Here is a 26876-nt window from a genome sequence, read left to right on the forward strand (position 1 = left end):
ACTATATCGGCAAACATATCCGTGCAACAGCGCCCTGCTTGTCTTGACGGTTTTCGAGTGTTAACTCCCCAGCTTGACCGCGCACAATCTCTCGGCTCAATACCAACCCAATACCATTGCCTTGGTCTTTGGTAGAGTAAAACGGCACAAACAAGTTATCTGATTGACTCACGCCATGACCATTATCAATGACATCTAAACACCAAAGCTTGTCACTGCGGCCAATTGCCAAAGTAATTTCACTTTCTCCGGCAAGACTATTCGCTTGCTCTGCATTTTTTACCAAGTTCAACAACGCTTGTTCAAGTTGTTCCACATCACAATAAATGGATGGTGTACCTTCAAATAACCGCTTGACGTTCACCTTTGGAAACAAAGCTTGCAACCTGTCACTCAATCCGACTACGCAAGTAGACACCTTATCAGGTTTGGGCAATTGCGATAATTTAGAATAGCTGGCCACAAATCCGAGCAAGTGCTCAGAGCGCTTTTCAATCACATCTAGCATGGTATCTCTTAACTCCGCTCCGCCTTGGACGGGAAGCGCTTTAAGAGATTGGGCCATTGAGTATATTGGCGTCAGCGAGTTTCTCACTTCGTGATTAAGCACGCGTACAAGCTTTTGCCATGCCTCTTGTTCGTTACGCCTTAAAGAGAGCTCAATTGATACGTATACCATCAAATGGTATTTTCGCCCACCTCTGTATAACTCATGTTCAACCACTTTAAAACGCTGATTATTATGACTTACCTGCCATTTGCCATTGTTGCGCGCTAATTTAAGGGCGTGAATATCACACCCCGTAATTTGACAGCCTTCATAAAAGTCTTTGGCTGCCCCATTGAAGTGATAAACCTGGTAGTGATGATCGAGCACTAATATCGGTAGCGCCAACTCATTGATAAAATCAAAAACAAACGCCTCATTTTGGGCGTACTCATAACGTTTATTTTGGATCCGCTGTGCAATTGTTTTTAAGTCACTTTTTAAGTTTGCAATACTACCTTGTCGATATTGTGCTAGCTGCCATACGGTAAACTCTTCGTTGGCAATGCTGTCGAGCTGCACAGCAATTCTGCCAATCGTATTAAAGACACTTTGATACGCTTTGTATAATGCAAATATACTGGGGAACAGAATTACCATCATCAGCGTCAAAAATTCTAGCCAGTCCAAAGTGAAATGAAGCGCAATGCCAATCACCATGATTGCGACGGTGGCTATCGGCACAACAAATAATTTAGTCAGGTTTGCCTCGAGTGAATTAGATGAAAACCTCATCATATTTCTTTCACTTGAATATTAAACTTTTCAATTCGACGATATATGGCCGACTTACTCAATCCTAAAAATTCACCTGCTTTCACTACATGCCCATCGAAATGACTGATGGCCTTGGCGATGAGCTTTTGCTCCGCTTGTTCCAAACTCATTAAAGGCAACGTACCCGATTCTTCCCCATGGTTTTCAAGCACAATGTCATGGGCATCTATCGTGTTTTTGTCTGCCATTATCACGGCGCGCTCTAACACATGTGATAGCTCTCTGATATTACCAGGCCAATGATACGACAACAGTTTATTACAAGCCTGTTCACTTAAAGTTAGTTCAGCTAAACCATATTTTTTAGTGTGTGACGTCACAAAAAATGCCGCAAATTCAGGCAATTCAGACAGACGCTCGCGCAAAGGCGGAAGCTCAATTACCAGCGTATTCAATCTAAATAGTAAATCCCGACGGAAGATGCCTTGTTCAATGAGCTTATTCAAATCCGCATTAGTTGCAGATATGATCCGCGCATTGCTTGTGAGTGTGGCAGAACCGCCTACTTCTTCATATTCACCACTTTCGAGCACGCGCAGCAACTTAGCTTGCAACGTTATCGGCAGACAACCCACCTCATCCAAAAAGAGACTGGCATCATTTGCTAGAGTAAAGCGCCCTTTTCTATGCGCTTTGGCATCTGTAAACGCCCCTTTTCGATGACCAAATAACTCACTTTCGAACAAGTTTTCTGGTATTGCCGCCATGTTAATGCTCACCATAGCTTGCGTGTTGCGCTGGCTATGCTGATGAATATAGGCCGCTAGCATGCTCTTGCCGGTCCCATTTTCCCCCGTGATCAACACATTGGCATTGGTTTTGGCAATACGCCGAGCTTTTTCAAGCAGCTGCTTATTATTCGTTTCAAAAGCAAGAGGAGATGTTTCGCTTTCACGATTGTCGTCACTAACCAGAGGCAGTAGCTTCTGAACCGACTCTAGCAAACGGGTATTTTTCCATGGCTTCTCGATAAAGTCACACGCCCCGTACTGCATCGCTTGAACAGCCAAGTCAATTTTTGCCCAAGCGGTTATCACAACCACTGGAATGGTATAATTCAACGATTTTAATTGCGTCAAAAACGCCAGCCCTTCCTGACCCGAAGTCGTGTCTTGACTGAAATTCATGTCTAGCAATATTAGGTCAACTTGATTCTGTCTGATGGACGCAATGGCAGAGTCTGGGTGATCGGCTTCAATACAACGATAGCCATGAGATTCCAACACAATACGCGCACTTAAGCGCACGTCAATTAAATCATCCACTATTAAAACTGTTTTCATATTTCCTTACTGACTCTGTGATTTCACCGGTCGGCCTTGTGAAGCAGAGACACATGGGAGTACCTCTGCTACCGTATTTTATTCCTGACGCAGTGACGCCATTGGTTTAGCCCGCAGGACTTTGCTCATTGGATACAAAGTTGCAAACAAAGCAAACCCCAATATACCAATACACACACCCGATAACCATAACGGATTGAGTAGCATATAATCCTGAACTTGCTTTCCAAACAACCTATAACCTAAGACACACAAGGTCACCGCACAACCAAACGCAACGGCAAGCGGGACGATGGTATCTTGGTATAACTGTTTATAGAGTTTTTTGTTTTTCGCGCCCAGTGCCATGCGAATACCGAGCTCATAACGGCGTAGCCCCAAGTTATAACTCAAGACCCCGTAGATACCTATGCCCGCTAAAAACAGGGTAAAAAGCGCCAACATGATACAAAGGTTACGCGTGATGCGTTCCATATAAGTCATCAAATCGTATTCTTTTTCGAAGTCAGTCAACCTCCAAAGCCCAGCTCGCTCATCTACGGTATGTGCAGCTTGGAAAACGAGCTCGCGATTGAGGACTTTTCCTTCTTCCATTTTAACAATATACGGAAATGCGTAAGCCTGTGATGCCCACCAAAAGTGACGACCTCGGTGTTTGCCAAATGATTTCGGGTGATTGAAGTTTTCAGTTATCCCAACCACTTCCACGGGGTTATCAGGATCAAAACTTAAAAACTTTTCACCTAATAAACTACCACCGGGTTTAAGTAGGTCGTTAACAGCTTTAGTCACTAAAAACTCGTGCTTCTCTCCGCGCAGTGCCGCTTCACTAAAAGTACGCCCTTCAATGATCTTAAGGCCCGTCATATCAAAGTAGTCTTGCCCAACCCACGCCTGTGGAATAAACACGCTTTCTTTACCTGACATATCTGTGACCGTACTCGCACGAATATTGTACTCTACGGGACTGCCACCATGGCCGACCTTGGTAACACCTTCGATTTGATATAATGCTTGCCGATATAACTCTATGTATTTATAACGCGCGCTTAATTCCTCATCCAATCCAGGTACATAAATTTGCACCGCATATAAATTATCGATGTCACTACCCAGCGGTCTATGCAGCGTTTCAAGGCTTTTGCTTAACACCATGGTTGAACCAATCACCAGGCAAGAGGCCACAAAGAGCTGCACCGCAATCATGACTTTGACAGTTTTACCGCTAATTTGGCTAACGGCCCCTTTTCCTGATGACTGTACTTGAGACCTTAACTGCGAGAAGTTAATTAATCGACTCGAAACCCACGAAAATAGCCAAGCAAACACGACACAACATAATAAAGCACTCGCCAATACCATAAAATCAAGCGACAAGCTGGACACCAACGGTAAAAATCCCATGCCTAACGATTTAAAAAGCTTAATGCCCCACGCTGCCAAAAAGAGGGCAATCACAACTGACAACACCATAAGTACTGATGTCTCAAGTAAAATACTTTGAAAGATCACCCGACGTTTAGCACCAAGCACAGCTTGCAATGCAAGTTGTTTGTGCTTTACCACAGCGCGCGAGACGAATAAATTACTGACATTAAGCAATGCAATTAACACCAAGCCAACGACCCCAGCAAACAGTAAAATAGCCAAGTAATTATTATCACCCAGCTCCGCCTTTCGAAAACTTGTGACAATAGGCACCAAATCCACAATATTTGGAAATGCTTCTTTCCATTGTGCTTTTATTGCGAGCAACGATTGGTGCAATTGCGCTTGTGCAGAACTGATTGTCTCCCCTTCTTTTAAAACACCCACCAATTTGAGCGTGCCAAAAAGGTTGTACCAAGGACTTGGGTTTTCTTCGTTGTAGTAACGATTGTCTGCACTGAATTTAAACCAAATTTGCCCTTTACCTTTATTAAACATAAACGGGTCACTAAAGCCTTTTTCTACCACGCCGACGATGGTGAACTGCGCATCATTGGTCTGTATCGTTTTACCTATCACTGTATTTTCGCCATCGAAATACTTTTGCCAGAAGTTGTAAGATATAACTACTTCTTGGCGCTTTTCGCCCAAATGACTCACAGCATCAGTATGTCTACCAAGTAGGATAGGCATTTTAAATAGCGAATAGTATTCGTCGGATGCAAAAGTGACCTCAACCTTAGGCTGGCCCGGTAAATTTCTGATGATCTTCTGACCTGAAATAACCGCCGCGGCCTTTTCGAATACTTGGTTGTTTTTATACCAATGCTCTATAGACTGGAAGCTTTGATATCCTGGGCTGTTCATATCCTCATAGACATTGTCTTGCTCAACAATCACTAAGCGCGTTTCATTTTCAACGTTAAGCGGTTTAACAAAATAACTGCTAACAAGACTCATCACGACAAAAAAGCACGCCAACGTGAGCGACAAGGTTAAAACAATTGCGCCAGAAAACCCTTTTGCCTGTCGCAGCGACTGCACTGCCAGCTTCAATTGATTGTTGAAACGGATTAAGTTCATAACACCTCCTCCGCTTGGTAGTCTTTGGCTTGCTGCTCTACAGATTGGTCCTGCAGTACTTCACCATCTAGCAATTTAACTTGTCTCTTCGCATAGCCAGCGTAGCGCGGGTCATGCGTTACCATACAAATGGTCGTGCCTTGTTCATTTAAGTTGTCCAAAATTGCCATGACGGCATCGCCATTTTTTGAATCTAAGTTACCTGTCGGTTCATCCACCAGCAATATGCTCGGCTCCCCCGCAAGCGCACGAGCAATGGCAACTCGCTGCTGCTGACCACCAGATAATTGATTGGGTTTATGCTGCGAACGGTGAGCAATTTCTACTTGTGATAGGGCTTTATTCACTCTGTCCGCAATTTCTTGCTGACTTAACGATTCTTCTCGGTAGATTAAAGGGAGGGCAACGTTATCAAATACACTCAGCTCATCAATCAAGTTGAATGATTGAAATATAAAGCCGATATGTAGATTTCTGAGTTCAGCCAAAGTGTCCATATCGAGGCTTTGCGTATCAACGCCTTCGATTTTATAACACCCTTCGGTAATGTCATCGAGTAGTCCCATCAAACTTAAGAGGGTCGATTTTCCGCAGCCAGATGGGCCGCTGATTGCCACATAATCGCCTTGATGAATACTTAAACTAATATCGCTCAGTGCCTGTGTTTCGACACCGCCACTGACATAGACTTTTGATACATTGATTAACTCGATTACAGGTGTGTTAGCCATGATTGATTCCTTTATTACTGGTGATTTATTGTTATTTGCGCGAGATGTTTAAAATCAGACATATCCGAAATTACGACTTGCTCGCCGGCTTTGACACCTGATCGAATTTCGATGGCGTTGCCTGCGAGTTTACCAAACTCCAATTGAGTTTTAACTAATTGATTTGTGTCAGGGTTAAGAACAAACATTGCGCTACGGCTCTGTTCAGAGATGTAACTCGGCTTTTGAATAGAAAGTGCCGATGCTCGTTTTTCAGTGATCACTTTACCTTCTATGGATAGTGCTGGCCGCGCGTTGTCCGGTAGCTCCCCTATCAATTCAAGCTCAACTAAAATGCGCCCTTCTCTCACCACAGGGTCAATTCGATTGACCTTTGCGCTGACTTCTCCACTGAAGGTATTGATCGTCCCCAGTTGTCCAATTTCGACTCGGCTTGCTTGCTTTTCTGGTACTTGAAGGTCGGCTAATAACGCACGTTCGCTGCCAACTAAGGCCAAAGGTGCTCCGATTTGCACGGATTGTCCCTGTTCAATATTTACTTCCATCAGCATGCCATCAATGCCCGCTCTTACTTGTAATTTGTCGACATCTTCTTTGGCAGCCTGATAGCCCAACTCCAGCTCATTGATTAATTTTCGCTCCACATTCAACCGCTGAGTATGCAATGCTTTAGTTTGCTCTAGTTGCTGCTTGGCAAGTTCAACCCGCTCACTGAGCTGCTGAACCGCCAACTCAGATCGCCTATGATCCAGCGCTGAAACGATCCCGCTGGAGATGAGCTTTGCTTCTGCTTCTTCTCTTAATTGTGCATTCACCAGCTCACTATTTAGCAATGTAAGCTGACCTTGTTGAGACAAAAGTTCACTTTTTTGACTCAGATTCAATGCTTCAAAACTCGCTGTTTGTCTTGCCAATGCCAAGCGGCTGCGCATCAATGCCTGCTGAAGGCTGGGGTTAGATAGACGCATGATGATTGACTCAGAAGTCACTCGGCTACCGGGTAACAAAAGAACTTCCTCTACCTGCGCTAATCGGCTCGAAGTGATGAAACGGCTGTGCTTAGAGCGTAAATGCCCAAACCCTGAAACGACAAGCTCTAGTGGCCCACTTTGCACTTGCGCAAACACCACATTTTGATGCTGAACACTTTCCCCTTGAAAGTCGGTGAATACGAAAGCCAAACATAAAAGTGCACTCACCACACCTATGGCACTTCCTTTGACTGGCAGTGCACGCTTTTTATTTTTTTCTAGAGAGTCTTTGATATTCATACTCGCCCTTACTATTCAAAATTCAAATAGATAAGAGCGAAATGTATACCAACATGTAAGACTCTGTTTTTTATATCGTTTAAATTTATCTAAGACAGTTTTTTATCCCGTATATGGGACTCAGAAACAAAAGTGGGAAAATAAAAATTGTGGAGAGCGTAAATAGAAAATCCGATATGGCTCTAAAATCAGCTTTAATCGTGCTTTAAAATACAAAAAAGCCGACGTCACCGCCGGCTTTTTTATTTCCTAATGCGTTAAAGCATATAAGGATTATCGCCGCCTTGAGCCGAACTTTGGCTGCCTGATGGCATGCTTTCTATTCGTGCAAGGCGCTCTAAGATAACATCCACTTTACGGCCAAGTTCGGGGTCGAGTCCACTTGGCTCGTTGGCACTAGCAGCCAACTGCGGCAGTGTGTTATTGACTAACTCGCTCAGTGCAATCGCCACCTCATCACTTGGGGTAGACTGACGTGCAGTTGCCATTTCGCTTACCTGCACAATCTGCGTTATCAACTGCTCTAGCGCCATGCTTTGAGCTTCAACTTTGCTCGAAAACGCTTCCTGACTTTGTTGCTGAACATCTAGTACATTTTGCAATTGCTCAGCGCTCGATGCTTGATTTTCTTTAAGCACATTAACAAGCTGCGACTCAAGTGTACTTTGAGACTGAGCTAATCGCTCGGTCAGCTCCGTGATGCGTTGTTGCGTCCCTTGCTGAGACGCGGCATTTTGCAAAGATTCATTGATTTGCAATAGCAGCTCTGCTTGCTTTGCTTGGTGCTGAGCTGGGTTTTGCGCTTCATGTAGATTGGCTATTTTAGCCAACTGTTTAATGATACTCTCACGAACTGATTCTTGCTTTTTAGCATGCGCGACCTGCGCCTGTTGCGATTCATAGAGCTTGTTCAATGCATCACTTACTTTAGAAACCGCAAGACCTAAATGTTCAGAGTAGGCCTGTTGCGCATCCGCAGCATCGACCTCATTTTGTTTCACTTGTTCCACATGCATTTGCTGTAGCTCTGTTTGCTTCGCTAATGCTTGAGACACCTGATTCAGTTCGCTACCTAATCGCGTGAATAACGCATCTTGCTTATCCATCGCATGCTCAGCACTTTGCACTTTTTGCGTCAGCAATTCACCGTGCTGATTACCCAGCAATTCAGTCAGTTTTTCAAATGACGCTGTTAAAGGTGAATGCTGTACACCTTTATCGAGTGTTTTGGCAAGCGTCTCAATGCTTGGCTTAAGATCCTGAGTTTTCACCGTGCTCGTCAAGCTTTCGAGCAAAGGAGAGTAATCATGACTTAACTGCTCCTTATCCAGCTTTGTTGCAATGCTCGATAATGACGCATTTAGCTCACCTAATTGCTCAACCGCTAACAATACCGGGCTACCCGCATCATTTGCTCTATTTAAGAGCGCATAGTCCGCTAAAATTTGCGCCCATCTTGTGCGCTCTTCATCCGTTAATGTCTCCCTTAGCTCAGCCAACTTCAGTAAATTCTCTTCACTGCCTTTACTTAAGGTTTGCGCTTCACCGCGATAGTGATCTTGAATGAGGTTTTCAAGCTCCGCTTCATTCATTGCAGCGACCACCTTTTCCGCCATCTTATTCATGTTACGGTAGCTCCCCTGTAACTTAAATGGCGGTTCAGTTCGGTAGTCATCATCTTGCGCCGCAGAGGCAATGTATTGCGCATTGACTTTCAGCACTGTATTTCTGATGGTGATCAGTTTTTGTAATACTGAGACAATTTCATTTGCTTGTGCTTGAGAGTAGTTATGCTCCAGCTCATTTAATGAAATGTCTTCACCTTCACTGATCCTCACTAGCTTATACAAGTCCGCCATATTACGGTTAGCCAAAGGCGCAAGAACGGCATTAGATGTCAGCGCATTTTCTATGAAGCTCATTGCGAACTCCTGCTCACACCCAGATAAGGTATCACCCAAATTGTATATATCGGCACGGTTCGCCAACATGTCTGGAATTTTAAAGCTTTCACCCGATTCAGTGTACGGGTTACCCGCCATCACGACAGCAAACTTTTTACCGCGTAAGTCATAGGTTTTGCTTCGTCCATTCCAAACGCCGTCAATGCGTCTTGAGCCATCACACAGTGAAATAAACTTCTGCAAAAACTCTGGGTTAGTATGTTGAATGTCATCCAAGTAAAGCATGACATTGTTGCCCATCTCAAAGCTCTGATTGATTTTCTCAATTTCTTTTGCAGCCGTGGCATTAATCGCTTGCGCCGGATCCAGTGAAACCTGATCGTGGCCAATAGATGGACAGTTCACTTTAACAAAGGTCAAACCCAACCGGTTTGCTACATATTCTATGAGCGTCGTCTTACCATAACCCGGTGGTGAAATAAGCAGTAACATACCCATCAAATCTGTTCGCTTATTGCTACCTGACGCACCAATTTGCTTGGCGAGGTTGTCTCCAATAATTGGAAAATACACTTTGTCGATAAGCTGATTACGAACAAATGAGCTCAGCGGTCTGGGCTTAAATTCATCTAGCTGTAGACGCGCTTTCTGCTCCACCAAAATCTCAGATTTAATTTCATGATAATGCGCAAATCCAGCGACATGCTGCGTCAGATAATCTGACGTTCGCGCATAAAATTCTGAATAATCCAGAGTGAGTGCTTGTTCATCAATTCTACTATGTTGCCCAAGCAACCCATTAATAGAGTTAGAAATAGCGACGTCTTGAGCCACAAACTTGGCAACATTAAGGTGTTGTAAAAGTAATACGTTCGCAGCTTCAAGCAAGACATCTTGAGCAATTTCGGTGTTGGAAGCTTGCTGCAGTCCATAGGCATTTAACCAGCTAGCCATCATAATCGCTTGCTCTTGTAAACATGCGAGCGTATTCAGTGTCTCGTTAAGAGATTTTGTGAACCCTTTGGTTTTGGCCACACTCGTAAACTGCTCTGATACTTTTTTAACTTTATCAGACATTACAAAACAGACGTCTTTTTGCTGATTTGCAAGTTCTTTAACTAGGTACTCTGCGCTCAAATTAGCAGAGAGCTTAGGTAAGTAAGCCAAGTACTTTACTAATTGTGTGCTCGCAAAGGCTTCGATTTCAAGACTCAAAGATTCTACGAGTTGGGCTTGGAAACGCGTATCTCCGAGCATGCGAGACATTAACTCAGCTTGCTTGGATTGCTCTTTCCACTTGCCCTGTATTTGGGGCTCAATTTGGCAGAAAAACAAGTGTGCCACAATACGTGCTGAGCTTGGGTAAATAAGCAGTCCCAAGGCTTTCTTTTGCCCCAGTAAGTTACTCAAAATCATCGCTGCATCATGATCATGAATACCTTTTTCATAGCCTTCTTGATAGCGAGGTTCAGCAAATTTTTGCACCAGTGGCAAAATGCGCTCTTCTTGGATTGCCGTCTCTAGTTCAGTAAAGGTCAGACTATGAGCGGCTTCATTTGCAGCTTTCAATACTTGGGCTGCTAAGAACTCGCCGCGATAAATATCGTGGTTTTCAGAGACTAAGTTTTGCTGCCAATAAGGGCGATAAGTGAGTAATTTATCGCGAATCTGTTTGTCTTGAATTGACTCGAAGTACTCCGTACCAGTCAAATGGAACATCAAGTCTTCATCACGAGGTAGCAAAGTGAGGTCTAACAACTGTTTGTTCACACCAAAGCTGTGTTTACCAATTTTGACCGAGTTTCCACCATCGCTATATATATCCTGCTTATCTCGCAGTGAACGTATGCCTTGATCTTTACACGCTTTCAGTTTCGCTTGGATATCGTCAGCCTTGATCTCATCGCCCAACTCTTTGAGTTCTTGAGTCAAACTACGCAGCTTGCTGATCATCGGATCCGACGCAAAGTAGCTGTTGATCTCGTCTATCTCAGTAAAGCTTTGAGACCGTCTGGTTACACCCTGAAGAATTCGCTCTGCGGCATTTGCAAGGTTTAGCGCTCTGCGCTGCCTTTCATCAATCAGTTGCTGTTTATGCGCTTCAAAACTTTCGTAAACATCATCACGCTTAGCCATGATTTCAGCGAGATATTCATCGTATTCGCTAAACTGTGATTCCAACTCTTCGAGTTGGATCAGCAAACGTGACAGCTGTTCATCACATTGCTCTGGTGTACGTGCATTATTTAAGCTGCTGGTAATACTTTGGCTGAACAACTTGAAACGCGCCGCGAATTCGGCTTTGGCTTCTACGCTACCTAAGCTCTTTCTACGAATTTCGATGCTGGCTTTGGCTCGATTGACCAGCGCGTAGACCCCACTGACATCTTCTAAGATTTGAGTCCTAACTCGGCTGTCATCTATTTCAAGGTCAAGCATTGTGTGATTGAGCAGGTCCAGCTCTCCACCTAGCGTATCAAGCGCTTCCAAAAAGCCATTTAATTCAGTGACACTGTCACTTTTTTCGCTCAGTTCAGTCAGCTCATCCAACTTTTCGTGATAGGGCGCCAATGCTGTATCTTGCTGCAAGAACTGCGCAGTTGCCTGGCTTAAGTCGAGTGTTTTTTCGTCCAACTGCTGTTGCAGTTCACCAAGCGCCTCCAGATTAATATATTTAACTTCTTCGAGGCTAATAATCTTGCCTTTGAGCTGTTTTAAAGACTCAAGACCGGTGACAAATTCGGTGGCAAGTTTAAAGCTATCTGGACGTATTTCTTTGGTGGTATCTTTATATTGAGCTTGAATATCAGCCAATGCTTTTTTGGCAGTCTCTTGAATTTGACTTACTTTTTCAAATTCATCCAGCACTTGCTCTGAAGTTTCAAAGATTTCATGAAGTTGCCCATTGAGTGCTGCGAAATCGCTTTCAACCAACCAGTGATATCTGTCTAATATGCTGCGCGTGAGGGAGATAAGGCTTTCGTAGTGAGACACGTTCGGGTTTTGTTCACTGATCGCTTTACATACGCTGTACAGATCTGAGATCCCGCGGACCAAATCTGGGTTACCAATCTTGCCCAGCATACTTGTTGGCGTCGGAGCATTGGCCGCATACTCTACCGAGCAAAATGGGCTATCCCAAACCTGAATCGGGTGTACTCGCTCTGCTTCTTCTTTTTCGGCTTTGAACGTGATAGTTAAGCCATCGTCATATACGCCATAACCATGACAGTAAATCGGATTTTGGAGATTTTTCTCAATAAGGTTGTACGCAAACAGCGCGTAACGACCTTCTGTCGGCTCATAAAAGACGTACAGTACATCTTCGCCGTTGGGCGACTTGATTTGTTTATGAAACTCTAAATTTTCAATTTGGTCATCGAAATGCCGTGTTTGTCCAGACTGCAAGTAGTAGCCACCCGGATAAATCACCCCATGATCGTCGGGCAACTGCACACATGCATCTGAAATTGCATCTTGGCGAATCACCTTTTGAGTAATGCAGTTGAAAATATAGTGACGCCATACTTTTTCTCGATATGGCAGCACCTTCAGCAGAATGATTTCACCCAACTGCGCATACTCAACTTCACAATCTGCCAGCGATTGATTTTTATCATCAACGGGTTCTGCATAGATCCCTTCGCCACTTTCTGTATTGCTTTCAATTTTAATGGTTAAGTCGCCACCAACCGTTTCAACAAAAACACGGTCAAGAATATTAATATGTGGGTGGCGCCCTTCCACATGATCAGAGCGATCGGTCTTTATCCATTCGAAATCATAATCTTGATTACCCTTGATATCTCGCTCGCCACGGTTATCAATGTAATCTAGGGTATTATCCGCAGCAATTTCCCAACGAAATACTCGTACGTCAGTGAGTTTGTCTCCAATCTGAAATACAGCGAACAGTTTACCATTTTGCTGATATAAGTGTTGAAGGTGCGTTTCTTTGTAATACGTATAAAGCTCTTCAAAATCGCGTAAAAAGCGATTATCAGTCAGAAATTTTGTTTCACTCGGATAGTCTTCAACTTCATAGTGATCATCCTGATAAACCAGTTTTTGAACACTAAAAACATCGCTGACATGAATATTTTTTTTAAGGCCTAAGAAAACGTTGTAGGCAAATATCAGTTTATCGCCAATGAGTACGATATCGCGAGGAATACAGTTATGTTCGGTTCTTACTCTGGCGCGCCCTTTTACTTTGATCTCGGTGCTGCCAAATGTGTCGATTCGGTTTTGATTTAAGGTGTCAACGTCTTTGCGAAGCTGAGCACCTGAGTTGCTCAATCGGCGCTTGATTAGGTCGTATGAGCCTTGCTCAAGTGCGGCATTGTTTGCAGAATCCGTCATAGTTTACTGTCCTGTTGTACACGGAGGGTAAATGGAAAGGTAAGTTGGGTGTGCGTTTGGCCGCACACCCAGAATATGTCTGCTGAGTTTATTCTTGGCCTTCTGACTGACCAACAGACTTGGCATTACCATTTAACGTGTTGCCTAACATCGCTAATAACTGTTGTTTTTCAGCGTCTGAAGTATTGCCTAGTTGCTGAAAAAACTTGCTCATTGCGACGTTTTTCATTGTTTCTGACGACGCGTTTGCACCACTTAACACCCCTTTCAAGTCATCCATGATATTTCTTTCGCCTGCTAGGTGATCTTTAAATAACGTTTGTACTGTGTCACTTTCACCCACAAGACCATCAATTGATTTACCTAGCGTAATGGCCTTCATAAACTGGTTAAAGAATTGACCGTCACCACCCATGATATTGATGTCTGCATTGCCTAGCGTTTTCGCTAAGATCTCAGATTGGTGTGCGGCAATTTCTTTCTCAGCTTCTAATTTAGCCAGCGTTAGCTCTTTTTGCTGATTCAATTTCAGCGTAAAGCCTTCATAATCTCTCGCGTCTTTGTCCATCGCATTTAGCGCTTCAAGCTTCTCTTCAAGACCTTTCGCTTCGGCTGTCATACGACGCTCTAACGTAATCGCCTCGGCTTCACCTTGCTTCTCGATTGACTCAGCCATCGCCGTTTGCACTTCGGCTTCTGCAAAGCCAATATCTCGCTTACCTTTGGCTTCTGCCGCCAGTTTTTGCTCTAGGACTTGTGCTTCAGTTTCACCTTGCTTAGCATTTGCTTCAGCTTTGGCTTTGATAACTTCAGCTTCAGCCAATCCAGAAGCCGCTTTTTCAACTTGCTCAGCTTCTGCAAGGATTTTCTTAGACTCGGCGCTTTGGTTAGCAATGCGTAACTCTGCCTCGGCCATTTTTTCCAGTTCACGTGCCTTGAAGTCAGCCGCCTGTTCTTGCGCTTTCGCTGCTTCAATATCTTTTACAAGCGCTTCCTCAGCTTCAGCTTTCGCTCGAATGACAATGGCTTCTTTCTCACGCTCAGCAGCAGCCAAAGTTTGAACATCTTTTATACGTTCTTGCTCTTCAGCAACGGTTTTCTCAACCGCCACTCTGTCACGCTGTACCTCAGCGATTTCTTTACGCTCAACTTCTAGCGCTTTTTCTTTATTGATGCGCATGATTTCAGTTTCTTTCTCGCGCTCAATCACCTCGATTTCACGAGAACGGGCAACTTTTTCTTCTTCGATTGCAAGTACACGTAGGCGGTTTTGTTCAGCAATATCAATCTCACGCTGTTTGTTTTGCTCTGCAATTTCAAGCGCTTCGTCGGCTTTCAGTCGCGCATCTTCTGCTTTCATGCGTTCTTCTTGTTTAACGCGCTCAGCTTCTGCCGACTCTCTCGCACGTACAGTTTCAATCTCACGCTGCTGCTTTGCTTTGGCATCTTCTTTTTGACGCTCAATTTCTAGAGATTTCTCAAGTGCAGCTTGGTTTTGAATTTCGATTTGTGCTTGTTCGTCACACTTCAACTGGTTTGTTTGAACATTTTGTTCAGCCGTTTTCTCCGTGATGCGACGAATACCTTCAGCGTCTAGGATATTGTTTTCATCCAACTTATGAATAGAAGTTTGCTCTAAGTAATCAATGGCCACGTCTTCTAACGTGTAGCCCGATAGGTCCTGACCAATCACTTCTTTAATCGCGTCTCTGAATTCATTGCGGTGAGTAAACAGCTCTTCAAAATTCATTTGTTTACCAACCGTCTTTAACGCTTCAGAGAACTTCGCTTCAAATAGCTCTTGGAGGGTTTCAGGCTGAGAAGCACGGGCACAACCGACCTGCTTTGCAACGCGCAAAATATCTTGCTTGTTTTCGTTTACACGGATATAGAACGTAATGGCAATATCGGCTCGGATGTTATCTTTACAAATTAAGCCGCTGTTTTCTCTACGCTCTAGCACCATGCGCTTGGTAGAAATATCCATCACTTCCATCTTATGAATAACTGGGTAGACAATGCCACCGGTCGTCGTCACATCAGGTTCGTTCTTCATTTTGTTGATGATAAGCGCGTGACCCTGATCCACTTTTCGATAAAACTTACCAATGATCATAATAATCGCGAATATAACAGCGATTGAAACGCCAACGATTGTTAAAATAGGTCCTAGATTATCTAAAAATTCCATGCGTGTTCCTAACTAAATATTTGGTTTCCCGAGATAACTCTGTTTTGGTTGTTTTCACTTAAACGCAAAACAAAGCCACTATTTGTTTCTTTTGTTAACAATCCAATGCTGATTGGACCGTCATTTATGATTACGCTTGTGAGCGTTTACTATCCTAGTAGATTGTTACCAAGGCTTGACAACAACGACATAACTATTACGCGTTTCGTCATGTTCTATGAGCAATCCTGTATCGCCCAGTTTAAATTCATTCTCTTCTTCACAGCGCACTTCAATGAGCTGTTCAGTTCCCTGAAATTGCACTTTTGCTTGTCCAAAGCTATTTGTTACCTTGCCCGTTGCGATGACACATTCGAGGCCAATAAACTCATTTTTAGACGCGGTTTCTTTACTGTCGAAAAAGCGTCTGAGCGGCCTAACCATAAGTGCTGTCAACGGAATGGAGAGAACAAAACAGCCAAACATCACTGCGGCTCCAAGGAGATAAAAGACCACTCCTTCACCTAGCACGTACTCAAATAATTGATGTGAGTAAAAACTGATCACCCAACTGATGAGTACACTTAGGCTAATTGAGATAGTCAGTGGTACGCCGCCAAATCCCATTTGAAATATTGATTCACCGGCATCGGCTTCGAGCTCCACGTCTCCCTCTAACATATCAATGTCAGCGAAACCCAGCAGCGCTATCACCCAAAAGCCAATTACAATAAGAAGTAGCGTCGTAAATACAACGGTCGGAAAAGTAAAAATTGTATTAAGAAAGTCCATAAGCCTCTGTATACCTCCACTGCGTATACTGCAATGCACTAGTTCGATTCACTGAGTGAATCACTTTGTTTCTTTAACATGCTCGATGAGCAGATCTGCGACTCTTTGTTTTACCAAACGCTTGTCGGCGTTTGGTATATCGAACCGCTCTGCAAGCAATGCTATCTCTTCATCGCTTAAGTTAAAACTGAGCCTCTGTCGCGTCTTTTTTGACTTGATTTCAAGCCCCAAAATTCGCCTGATCATATCTGAGGGGGTCAGTTCTTCGTCAATTGCACTTTTTTTTATAAACTTTTGCACTTCAGAGCTTAAGTCAAAAGCAAGTTGCGTGGCTCTTACCGCTTTCTCTTGCTTTTTCCATGCGTTCTTATTGTCGGTCATCGCAGCTATTTACTCTGTTTCGCTTTAATGCGCGCTAAAATATCAGCTCCTTTTGCAGTTTCTTCACCAATGCCTGCCGCACGCATCTTGTCATGTAGAGATTTATCACTGCTTTCATCAGCGAGCTGTTGTGCTGCGTCCATCTGATCTTGCTTATCCATCTGGCGTTGCTTGATGCGCTCAAGAGACTGCTTAGCTGAAGCCATGGCAGAATCACCTGATGCTATATTGTCATTTACCGCCATGGTCGCCTTTTGCACACTTTCAGTGGTTTTCACCATACTCAGCTGACGTTGATTCTCCACTATGGTTTTTTCTGCGATCTTTACTTGCTGCTTTAATTTAGCCACACTTGCAGTAAAGGTCGCCAATACTTCTTGCTGTTCAGATTTCTGTTGTTCAAATTCTGCGATTTTACCTGCAATCTCCAGAGCAAGAGGTTCTTCCCCTTTTTCTAGCGCCTGACCTGCGTAACCCTCGTGTTTTTCAATCTCGCCATCTAATGCTTTGATAGCTCTTGTGGTTTGCATTTCTTTGGCCATGACTTCGGTTAGGCTACGCTTTGCTACTGCAAGTGCCTCTTGCGCCTCTCTGATCTCTTGCTCGAAAATCAGAATTGCATTAGCATCAACGATGCTCTCACCAACCTCGTTTACACCACCTTTAACCGCGGTAAATAACTTCTTAAAAATACTCATTTTGAATACTCCTTTTATTCGGTCAAATAGTCGCTTATAGCTTCTAACGCATCGATTGAATTAGCAGCCAAAGTAATAATTTCATGACTTAATTGCTCAATTGTCGAGCTTGTAGAAAGCGCACCGAAAACGGCATATTTGTTGTCAATTTTGGCAAAGGCACTCAACGGCATTGGGACATTCAAACGTAGCAGCGTGTCGTTTAACTCCGCATGTTTATCCGCGTTGATTTCCTCTTCAGAAAACAAATAGCAAATACACAATATTTGCTCATCGGTGCGTGTCACAAAGATAGGAAGCTCATCGTTTCCATCCACAATCACTTGTAGTACTTCTTGACCAACATCATTGATAAAAAATGACTCGAAACTCGATCCCTCAGTTTCATACTGAGATAGTTTTAGCGCAAGCTCATTCAATTCCATGTAAGAAATTCCTTATGTCAAATGGTGCTTTTTTTTTGTGAAATCGCACCGGATTGATCGTATGAGTTATGCTCTAACTGTGCCTATTGAGACATAATATGTCAAGCCAACAATCAAATTTTGTACCGGAAAACAGCTCAAAAACCCATTTATACTCCCTTTTTACTCCGCAGGAACATAGGCTTATTCTCGCTTTATGAAAGTATTAATTTTTTATAGTTTTGACGAAAATGACGAAAAATAAACGAACTTATAAGAAGAAAGGCATTCAAAACAGAGCGGAAAATCATGTTATTTGGCACTATGAGCCAAGATAGAAAGTTTAAAAATATGCAACAGCCCCATTAAAGAGCGTTATATACAGAAAAGAGCACGATTTGTGCGTTGATAAAAAATAGTTTGCCCACTGACATGGGCATCACTTTCTTACAACTGGCCAACGACTATGAGTAACGCTCTATTTTGGCTAGTAAGTTATTTTTTACCGATGGCCATTCATGCGCCAAGATAGAATAAATTGCAGTATCCCTGATAGAACCATCTTGCATAACCTGATGACTACGTAAAACACCATCAAGTTTCGCGCCCAAGCGTTCTATTGCAGTGCGAGAAGTTTGATTAAAGAAGTGTGTTTTAAACTCAAGAGACAATGCGCCACTCGTGTCAAACAGATATTTAATCAGTAAGTATTTGCATTCTGTGTTTACTACTGTTTTTTTAACCGCATTCGCATACCAAGTGTAGCCAATTGACGCTCTACGGTGCCGACCTTGTACATCGTAAAATCGAGTTGTCCCAACCACTTTGTTGTCGACTTTCGTTTTAACTACATATGCAGGCGCACCATTTTTAGCCGCCTCAACCGCCTTTTCAACATACTCGTGCATTTGCTCTGGCGAAGGGACCGATGCATACCACAACTCCCAACTATTCCCATCCTGAACGGCGTCGGTTAGTAAATCAACATGTGTCATTTTAATGGGTTCAAGTACTACGTTAGCCCCTTCTAGGACTTCACTTTTTAACCACATCTTACAAAACTCCTTATACTAAAAATAACACGTTCCACCATAGTGCTGCGCAATGATTGAATCGCTGCCTTACTATGAGGCAACATTATTTGATACGCTCAATGAGCCTACTTAATCGTTTATCCTGTTTGGAAGAAAATGACTGATATACAAGTTCAAATCGCGTGAGATTATCAGCTTCGTCTAAACAATATTTCGTGTAATTTAATCCGGTATTACTATACCTTTTTTCACTCAAATGCGCCTGCCAGCACTCTCTTTTTAATTCGTCATAGTTGCTGTCCTCAACTTCGCCGACGAACCGCTTTATATCAATCATTTCAACCGTTTTTAATGAGGCCTCTTGCTTAACCTGTAATTTACTTTCACGATTAGTACTTTCAAAAATCAAGTGCTCTCCAACTGGCATAGATAGCCCCTGACTGTCTCGCAGTGAGATGATATTTAAGTCTCTGAGGAGTTGCGACTGAATCAAATCAAATAGCGTTTCTGCAGGCTCTCCTGAATACTTAGCAAGCTCTTCCAGTATTAGTAAAAGTGCGTCGTTAAAGAGCGTGTTTTTAGCCAATATAAGCCCTATATCAGGCTCCTCTATCACAAGAAACTCTGAGAGTTGCTTTGTACAATTGGGTAGCATATTCGCCAGCTCACCAATCCCTGAGCAGGAGTTTAAGAAGTTATGAAACCCATTTTTAAATACTACTTGGTACTTACCTGGTTCTTCACTTCGAATTTCAATGCTGTAACTGTGTGTCGTATCACGCCCAGTTCCATTACAACTTGTATAAACTTTATCTTTTATTTCAATGTGGTAATTACCAATCACAACAAAATCCCTTATAAATTTTAACTACAAAAAAACGCCCAGGTGGACGCTCTTTACTGTCAATCTCAAACCTGACTCAGACCTCTTGGTAACATGCATAGCGAGTACGGCCTGTTACTGAATAGCACTCGGTAACATTAACACCATCGGCAAATTCGTTCGTTTGACCTTGTGTAAGTGAGTTGTTGTTATCTGAAGATTTCTTGATACTTTTTTTGCGTAATGCGCATTCCATCACACGCTCCATTTTTATTATTATTATATACTTGCTGCATCAATCTAATGCTTAGCATCTAAAATGTAAACAAAAATCTTATTTCGTCTTTTGTCAAATTAGGACGAAATAAAAATAGTACAGATAGTCATTTGGACATGAAATATAACCAATAGAATTTTAGATCTCAAAATAGTTACTAATATTCATGATCAAATTAAATAGGTAGGCGGTTTATATTGAGGTTCATTATAAGTAAAAACCAGTCTACACAACTGATTTAAACAGATTAATATTTTTGAATTAAAAATACATTTTTTGCGAATTTTTTCAACTGACTATTTGCAAATTCGAGGAGTGGAGTATTTATTATCTAGTTAATAAACCAATCAGAATGGGATCTATCAATGAAAGCACATGGCGATCTGCCCCAAGTACACGCTTTTTACTGTCACACTGCATTTGTATAAATAACTTAAGGCTCAAAAATGCCTGCTATAACACGGTATTTAAGTCACAATGAAACTTCGGTATCAAGGCCAAACCGCCTTAACCAAAGAACAGTAGGCACATATAAGTCAATTAGTTAAGAAGCGCAAAGCGTAGATTAAACACACCTGTGGTAACTTCTTCGACCTCAATTGCCGCCGAGTTTCGATACAGGTTTAGCTCAGTTAACAGCTTAATGCGATCTTGCTCCGACACTGAATCTTCGTCAACCAATAGCGTCGCATTGATATGATGTTTGGTCAGGTCTGAGTTCTCAACCGCATCCACCGCATACTCATCAAAATTTATTTGCTCAATTAGTTTTTGGTCCATAGCCTGTCTTTATTGCAAGTTACTAAACAACAATAACTATATAAAAGTCCTTTCCTCTCAACTATTACAAAGTATTACACGTGAATAAAAAATAGTCTACCCACATTTATTTCTATCTTCTTGATAAAAAAGTCAAACAAAATACTGATTTAAAACGTGCTTTATTAATAAATAGCGTACTAATCAACCATGACACGGTCTAATCTACTCGCAATATTAAGCGCTCTTATGCTTTCTTGGTTATAATTTCAACTTTAATAATTTCGTTAGTCTGAGGCAAAAAGTAAAGTAATAACTCCAATTTAGGCGGCGCACTTTTATGCTCAGAAGTAAAGGTGACGCGAACAATTTCTCTATTGAAGCTTTTTTCAATTTTGACAGTTGTTGCGGCGTCTTTTTTCTCAACAAACCAATCTATTTTCGCCCTTTGTTGAGAAAATTTAACGCCAAATCGTAGACCTAGCTTGTTCGGCGCATGATAAATGCCAAAGTAGTTAGCCAGTGCAAGTATTTGGGACTGTTCATCATCTTCAAGATTCAAAGCAATAAGCGGCTGCCTAGTACTTTTATCATCGCAGCTATCAAACCCATAAAGAAGTGAGTGGAGACGCATTGACCCCTGAATGCGCTCGATGCGATACCCTCGGCAGATAGAATAAGCAGATACAATTGGAGAGATATCTACAGCACCATCAGAACTTGTGAGCCTAAGCTCTGTCGCCCAAGCCTCAAAGTGTACTGTACCAATAAGCAACCAAACAATAGCAAACCACATAACTTTATTGTGTTGTTTTGACTAGTAAGCAAGTGACAGCCTTGTTGCTTGATTAATTGCCAATTCCAGAGTGAATGAATCATATACTCAGTGTATTGATAACGTGCTAAAAAGCAAGCTCTTGAAACCTAGCTGTTTCAGGCGCTTAAAATTACAACCTTACGCTATTTAGTGATCATTTAAATGCGAACAATACCGTATTTTAAAAAAATAGAGCTAACTTATAAGAGAGTCTATTTGCTCGTTATTAACGGTTTATATAGCTTACGCTTGTGGTATAGAATCAATTAGCGTATCTAAACCCAATTCAATGTTGCATCAGTTAACTATCTTCACTTTTAAGCCATAGTGGACCACTCTTAATTAAGCATACTTATTTTTAGTTCTTCCAACAAAATGGTAGGCAATATATCAGCTCAACGTTTTCTAGCCACCTTGATTGAGGCTTGGCTTCATTCACGCTGATGGTATGTTTGACATTATGTTAACTCTGGGGCCTTTTAGTTCTTATTCAGGCCTTGCCCCCATACACGATACCCACACATAAAAAACGGCCTGATTTAATCGTCCACTAACGACCTTATGAACACAGAGCAAAACCTCTTAGGCTGCCACCATGATCTGCACATTTTTCAATACAGCAAGAAATATCAAAAAATGCTTCCTCAACTTCTTTAAAGTTGCTTTATCAACACAGCATCTATTCGAGGAAACATTATGCAAATCACTAAGAAAGTACAAATTAATAAGCCTGCTGAGCAAGTTTGGGACTTAGTCGCGAACCAATTTGATAAAGCGCATCTGTGGATGGGACCAATCCCCAATTCAGTTGCAATGGGTAGAGGAAAAGGACTAAGTGGAGCTCCTATGGAGGGCCGACTTTGTGACTTGAGCGACAACCCAAATGGGCCGAAGGTAAAAGAAGTCATTACTGAATACAGTGAACAGAATAAAACGTTGGCATTTGATGTTTTGCCTGTAAACAACCCCAAAGTGATTCCTATTAAGCAAAACCATGTAAAAATGACCGTCCGATCACTGGGTCAGAATAAATCAGAGGTCATCTGGACAGCATCCCCTCAACTAAAAGTGTTTGCATATCCATTTTACCCCTTGCTTAGACTGGTATTTCCTGTGGCTTTTGGCAAACTATTGAAAGGCTTAAAGGTGTATGCCGAAAACCATACACTGACCGCAAGTGCGGCTTAATGACTTCAATTAAAAAACTATGAGAGGTATTGAGATGGATCGTTTTTTAAAAAGTATTGAATATATAGAAGCCCATTTGAGCGAAAAAATAAGTGTGCATGAAATAGCTCAATCCTCACATTATTCAACGTACCACTACAGCAGGGTGTTTAAGGCATTGGTTGGAGATACACCAAAAGAATATTTGCGTAAGCGCCGCTTAACCCTAGCGGCCAAGCGGTTGCTTACCGAAGAAGTTGGGATTTTAGAACTTGCGTTAGAATCCCAATTTGAATCACAAGAAGCATTTACGCGAGCTTTTAAGGCGCTGTTTGATATGACGCCAGCGCAATATCGCAAAATTAACGAACCTTTCAGGTTGCTCTATAAAAAACCGTTTAATGAAGCTGATTTAGACTTTTTACAAAATAACCTCAGTATGGAGCCGGAGATCGTTTCTCAGCCTGCGATGAAAATTGTTGGAATAGCCACTCAGTATGATGACGGAGACCTGAGTTTACCCAAACTCTGGTCAGGGTTTAGGCCATATCGAGATAAGATCCCTAACAGAGTAGGCACTGACTTTTTTGGCATTTACGAATGTTATGAGGAATCAGAAGATGTAACTCGCTTTGTTTACATCTGCTCTGCACAAGTTGAGAACTTTGACGATGTTCCTGAGGGCCTAATTACAAGAGAGCTAGAAGCGCAAACTTACGCTCGATTTACACACATTGGACCATTATCAAAATTAGAGGATACATTGCGCTATATATGGGGTAGTTGGTTACCAAAAAGCCAGTATGAATATGCGAATAAGCCCGATTTCGAGTTATTGCCTGCCAGTTTTAATGATGCCGACCCCAATAACAAAATCTATTTGAACATCCCAGTTACACAAAAAGCCTGATTAAATCAGGCTTTTTTGCGTTGCAAATACAACCTTAGGATGGTCGCATGGTTAAAAATAAATCCGAAAAGGGCTAGCTCACCCTTCGCGTGTCAATGTACTTTATCTCTGGCGAATTGAAGTCAAATTTGATCACATAATAGCCGTCCATGTTGAAAGACCACAGAATCTAAATAAATCCGAGTTTAAAGGCATAAAAGTCGTCAAAACCACGTAGTGTGCAGCTGTAAACACCGCAAGAAATATCAAAAAATCGAACACCTAATTCACTATTCTATGGGCACTTAAACGAATTAAACGAACAGAGAGTAGAATTATGATAAAGCGAGTATTAATTACCGGCGCCAACGCAGGTCTTGGGAAAGAAACAGCAAAGCAACTCGCGGCCCACCCTGAAGTAGAAGAGATCTACTTAGGTTGTCGAAACATTGACAAAGCACTTGCGGCAAAATCGGAGTTAGAACGCATTACAGGTAAAAGTGTTTTCCGTATCATTCAAATCGATGTATGTGACCATTCTTCAATAAGGGCAGCAGTACAAACACTTGACCGCAGTATTGATGCACTCATCATGAATGCAGGCGGGACTGGTGGTAAAAGCTTTGACCGAATCAACAGTGATGGCGTTACCGAGATTTTTGCTGTCAACTTACTGGGTCATAGTCTACTCACTCAAGAGCTTTAAAGCTGGAAAACTAACAAAATTGCAATTTATGCAGGCTCCGAAGCAGCCCGTGGCGTAAAAGAAATGGGTATGAAAAGGCCTGATTTGCCAACCTCTTCTGAAGCAGAATTTGCCGCAATTTGTGATGGGTCATTTTTTGGAAAATCGCAAGATGCAACAGTACCTTATGGTTCAATCAAATACATGGGAGCACTTTGGATGTCAGCAATGGCAAGACAACATCCACAAATAAAGTTTATCACCATGAGCCCCGGCGCAACCACCGGAACAGAAGGCTTTAATACGCTTCCCATATTTAAACAATACATGATGAAAGGCATGATGCAAGTCATGCTGTGGCTTGGTAAAGTGCATAAAGTAGAAGTAGGTGCCGGTCGATATATTGAAGGGCTCTTTAATAAAGAGCTAAAATCCGGAATATTTTACGCCAGTAAAAAAGGGCTAACCGGTGCAATATCCGACCAAAGTACGTTATTTTCGGACTTAAGCAACGAAGCTTATCAAGATAACGCATATCGCGCGATCCAACGGTTTTTATAATCTTTAGTCGCAGACTTATAATCTATGTTGGGCAACTTAATCCGCCTTATAGACCAAACATAGTCATCTGCATGAATACGCTAGATAGCCCTTTTCTCACTCTAAATAAGGGCTTTTTTCATCATAGTGTCATGGTACAAAGCAAGAAAAGTTGAGGTTAAAAGGAATGAATTATACTCAAAGTCCTCGCTATGTACTTGTTCCTCTTTGTTTAAAGTCGATTTAATCAGGGCGGTTATTTTAACGGTCGTTTAAATTTGGTTTTTATACCAATCATATTCTTAAATATAAGCTAAAACACACGCAGCAATTTCAACAGCATGAAGACTAACTCAGTATTTACACACTAAAGAAAGGAATATTTAAACTTGAAATAATAAAAAATATAAATAAAATAACAGCAAGTAGAGTCAAAACTCTACTTTATGAATTAATTTATTAAGGATGAATCGTGAAAAAATTATTAATTGGTTTAGCTGCACTTTGTGCATTCAATAGTTCTGCACAGACAGATGAATTATCAGCAAAGATCTTATCCAATAAGATCAAGATTGTTGCATTTGGTGAGAGTGGTTGGGACGCTAGGTGGAGAGAGCCTACGTGCAGCGTAACAAAAACAGACAAAGATGAGTCTGGTCGTCCATACATGTATAGCCACTACGACATGTGTACTTGCCAAAATAGTATCGCCGCCAAATACCTAATTGAAGACACTCAAGATAATCCGCAGCATGAATTAGTTGTTTGTTACGTAAATAACAATTAATATTTTTGCCGTCTGAGGCTGGGTAAGTCCCAGCCTCAGCAACTCCTTTATTGCGACCTAAAACCTCTAGCAATCTATTACTCATAAAATTCGAAGCAAAATTATCTATCAAGAACTAGTCCACTTGTCGCTCTTCACTTGGCAAACCGATTCTTATTTTTTGCCTTTAAACACTTTACCAAAAGATAAAAAAGTTATAAGTTAAAACAATTAGGAATAAAAACTTACCTAAACCCACCTCAAAGTGTTACACTATAACAATAATCGACCCAGTTACGGGTTAAAATAGCTTTACAGGTTCAAAATGGTACTTCTTCAATTAGAAACATACATTAAACATCACAAAATTATTGCGCTTATTGCAGTGCTCATCAGTATCTCGGCCTGGGCGGTCGAATTAGCTGGTGTTGTCTACGTTTGCCCTTATTGTCGCGCACAACGTACAGTCATCGGCTTATTAGGTATTCTGTTGATTTTACCTACCGCCTATCACTGGATCACAAAGTATATCGCCTTAGTTATCGGCTTTTTTGGCGCCGTAGTTGCCGCAAATCAACACTTTATGGGTTGGAAGAAAATCTCCGCGGGTACATTCAACTTTCACGAGCACATTGCGATGGACCCATTTTTATTGTCAGGCTTCGCATTGACAGGAATAATTGGCCTAGTTTTTTTGATACTCCAGCAAACAAAATCAAGCTAATCTACTCAAGCATAGAAAAAGGAGGGATTTGCCCTCCTTTACACTTCCGTTATTTTACAGCCCGTACACGCTAGGTTGCCTGCCATCATTGATGATTTTGTTTTTCAACTCTGCTTTGTACGCTTCGTCATCAAGATCATTCTTCCAGTACCAACGTCCAAACTGCTCAACGGCAATTCTCATTAAGGATGCTTTCGCATTGCTTACCCCAGCGCTACGCAGCATGTCATAAAAGAGCCCGTCCGCAGCGACTCTGTCGATTTCATGCGTATGATAAAGCCAGTCATGCACAAGTGCCGCTTTCATGTATCTTGGATTAAATGGGGTGCCCACGAAGTAATAGGCAAGCGTGGGAATACTTGCGCCATCATACTGAAAGTACTTTGGTACCCATCGAACTTGCCCGTCATGCTGATAAGGAAAGTCTTCGATAAGTTCATATGCTGTTTCAAGTTTATTTGAATGCGTTACTAACACGGGTTTAAGGTTAAGCACGTCCATGGTTTACCTTTTGGAATTGTCCATCAATTTATAACGCGATTAAATCAAAAAGATGTGTCATTT

General features: G+C 42.0%; 23 protein-coding genes. 6 read left to right on the forward strand and 17 right to left on the reverse strand.

Features of this window, described 5'->3' with window-relative positions; translation table 11 throughout:
* Position 1: 1 nt before the first annotated feature.
* The 16 genes from A7985_RS11155 to A7985_RS11225 all read right to left on the reverse strand — a co-directional run bounded on the left by A7985_RS11155 (position 2) and on the right by A7985_RS11225 (position 21520).
* Complete coding sequence (locus A7985_RS11155) at positions 2–1285, reverse strand: sensor histidine kinase (RefSeq protein ID WP_065790552.1); 1284 nt, start codon at positions 1283–1285, stop codon at positions 2–4.
* A complete protein-coding gene (locus A7985_RS11160; RefSeq protein ID WP_065790553.1) occupies positions 1282–2607 on the reverse strand; it encodes a sigma-54-dependent transcriptional regulator in 1326 nt (441 codons plus the stop codon). Before A7985_RS11160 ends, A7985_RS11155 begins: the two co-directional genes overlap by 4 nt.
* Positions 2608–2685: 78 nt before the next feature.
* A complete protein-coding gene (locus A7985_RS11165; RefSeq protein WP_065790554.1) occupies positions 2686–5118 on the reverse strand; it encodes an ABC transporter permease in 2433 nt (810 codons plus the stop codon).
* A complete protein-coding gene (locus A7985_RS11170) occupies positions 5115–5849 on the reverse strand; it encodes an ABC transporter ATP-binding protein (RefSeq protein WP_065790555.1) in 735 nt (244 codons plus the stop codon). Before A7985_RS11170 ends, A7985_RS11165 begins: the two co-directional genes overlap by 4 nt.
* Before the next feature lie 14 nt (positions 5850–5863).
* Positions 5864–7120 carry an efflux RND transporter periplasmic adaptor subunit gene (locus A7985_RS11175; RefSeq protein WP_065790556.1) on the reverse strand — a complete coding sequence of 419 codons (1257 nt, stop codon included), beginning with the start codon at positions 7118–7120 and terminating at the stop codon, positions 5864–5866.
* A gap of 257 nt (positions 7121–7377) precedes the next feature.
* Positions 7378–13386 carry a DNA repair ATPase gene (locus A7985_RS11180; RefSeq protein ID WP_081310526.1) on the reverse strand — a complete coding sequence of 2003 codons (6009 nt, stop codon included), beginning with the start codon at positions 13384–13386 and terminating at the stop codon, positions 7378–7380.
* Between the two features lie 88 nt (positions 13387–13474).
* Positions 13475–15577: an SPFH domain-containing protein gene (locus A7985_RS11185; RefSeq protein WP_065790557.1), complete on the reverse strand. Its 2103-nt coding sequence runs from the start codon at positions 15575–15577 to the stop codon at positions 13475–13477.
* Positions 15578–15742: 165 nt separating this feature from the next.
* Entirely contained in the window at positions 15743–16348 is a 606-nt protein-coding gene (locus A7985_RS11190) for an OB-fold-containig protein (RefSeq protein ID WP_065790558.1), read from the reverse strand.
* A gap of 60 nt (positions 16349–16408) precedes the next feature.
* Complete coding sequence (locus A7985_RS11195; protein ID WP_063371330.1) at positions 16409–16729, reverse strand: hypothetical protein; 321 nt, start codon at positions 16727–16729, stop codon at positions 16409–16411.
* Positions 16730–16734: 5 nt separating this feature from the next.
* The gene (locus tag A7985_RS11200; protein WP_065790559.1) at positions 16735–17427 is read right to left on the reverse strand and encodes a PspA/IM30 family protein; all 693 of its coding nucleotides are present in this window, start codon (positions 17425–17427) and stop codon (positions 16735–16737) included.
* Between the two features lie 14 nt (positions 17428–17441).
* Complete coding sequence (locus A7985_RS11205; protein ID WP_065790560.1) at positions 17442–17852, reverse strand: YjfI family protein; 411 nt, start codon at positions 17850–17852, stop codon at positions 17442–17444.
* Between the two features lie 443 nt (positions 17853–18295).
* Positions 18296–18883: a GNAT family N-acetyltransferase gene (locus A7985_RS11210; RefSeq protein WP_065790561.1), complete on the reverse strand. Its 588-nt coding sequence runs from the start codon at positions 18881–18883 to the stop codon at positions 18296–18298.
* A gap of 85 nt (positions 18884–18968) precedes the next feature.
* Positions 18969–19709, reverse strand: a complete 741-nt coding sequence (locus A7985_RS11215) for a hypothetical protein (RefSeq protein WP_065790562.1) — start codon at positions 19707–19709, stop codon at positions 18969–18971.
* A gap of 76 nt (positions 19710–19785) precedes the next feature.
* Entirely contained in the window at positions 19786–19944 is a 159-nt protein-coding gene (locus A7985_RS26475) for a hypothetical protein (protein WP_176716732.1), read from the reverse strand.
* A gap of 561 nt (positions 19945–20505) precedes the next feature.
* Positions 20506–20745 carry a hypothetical protein gene (locus A7985_RS11220; protein ID WP_065790563.1) on the reverse strand — a complete coding sequence of 80 codons (240 nt, stop codon included), beginning with the start codon at positions 20743–20745 and terminating at the stop codon, positions 20506–20508.
* A 226-nt stretch (positions 20746–20971) separates the two neighbouring features.
* Positions 20972–21520, reverse strand: a complete 549-nt coding sequence (locus A7985_RS11225) for a hypothetical protein (RefSeq protein ID WP_065790564.1) — start codon at positions 21518–21520, stop codon at positions 20972–20974.
* A 717-nt stretch (positions 21521–22237) separates the two neighbouring features.
* Between A7985_RS11225 and A7985_RS11230 the strand changes: the two genes are divergently transcribed.
* The 6 genes from A7985_RS11230 to A7985_RS11250 all read left to right on the forward strand — a co-directional run bounded on the left by A7985_RS11230 (position 22238) and on the right by A7985_RS11250 (position 26312).
* Complete coding sequence (locus tag A7985_RS11230) at positions 22238–22729, forward strand: SRPBCC family protein (RefSeq protein WP_065790565.1); 492 nt, start codon at positions 22238–22240, stop codon at positions 22727–22729.
* 34 nt (positions 22730–22763) lie between these two features.
* Positions 22764–23618 carry an AraC family transcriptional regulator gene (locus A7985_RS11235; protein ID WP_065790566.1) on the forward strand — a complete coding sequence of 285 codons (855 nt, stop codon included), beginning with the start codon at positions 22764–22766 and terminating at the stop codon, positions 23616–23618.
* A 316-nt stretch (positions 23619–23934) separates the two neighbouring features.
* Complete coding sequence (locus A7985_RS26755) at positions 23935–24303, forward strand: SDR family NAD(P)-dependent oxidoreductase (RefSeq protein WP_218061291.1); 369 nt, start codon at positions 23935–23937, stop codon at positions 24301–24303.
* 69 nt (positions 24304–24372) lie between these two features.
* Positions 24373–24843 (forward strand): hypothetical protein, encoded by a 471-nt coding sequence (locus tag A7985_RS26760; protein WP_218061292.1) that lies wholly within the window; start codon positions 24373–24375, stop codon positions 24841–24843.
* A 451-nt stretch (positions 24844–25294) separates the two neighbouring features.
* The gene (locus A7985_RS11245) at positions 25295–25609 is read left to right on the forward strand and encodes a hypothetical protein (protein WP_065790567.1); all 315 of its coding nucleotides are present in this window, start codon (positions 25295–25297) and stop codon (positions 25607–25609) included.
* Between the two features lie 304 nt (positions 25610–25913).
* Complete coding sequence (locus A7985_RS11250) at positions 25914–26312, forward strand: hypothetical protein (RefSeq protein WP_065790568.1); 399 nt, start codon at positions 25914–25916, stop codon at positions 26310–26312.
* A 54-nt stretch (positions 26313–26366) separates the two neighbouring features.
* On the opposite strand, the gene A7985_RS11255 is transcribed toward A7985_RS11250, so the two are convergent.
* Positions 26367–26813 (reverse strand): DUF1353 domain-containing protein, encoded by a 447-nt coding sequence (locus A7985_RS11255; RefSeq protein ID WP_065790569.1) that lies wholly within the window; start codon positions 26811–26813, stop codon positions 26367–26369.
* Positions 26814–26876: the final 63 nt, after the last annotated feature.

Source organism: Pseudoalteromonas luteoviolacea (genome assembly GCF_001696455.1).
Lineage (GTDB): Bacteria > Pseudomonadota > Gammaproteobacteria > Enterobacterales > Alteromonadaceae > Pseudoalteromonas > Pseudoalteromonas luteoviolacea_C.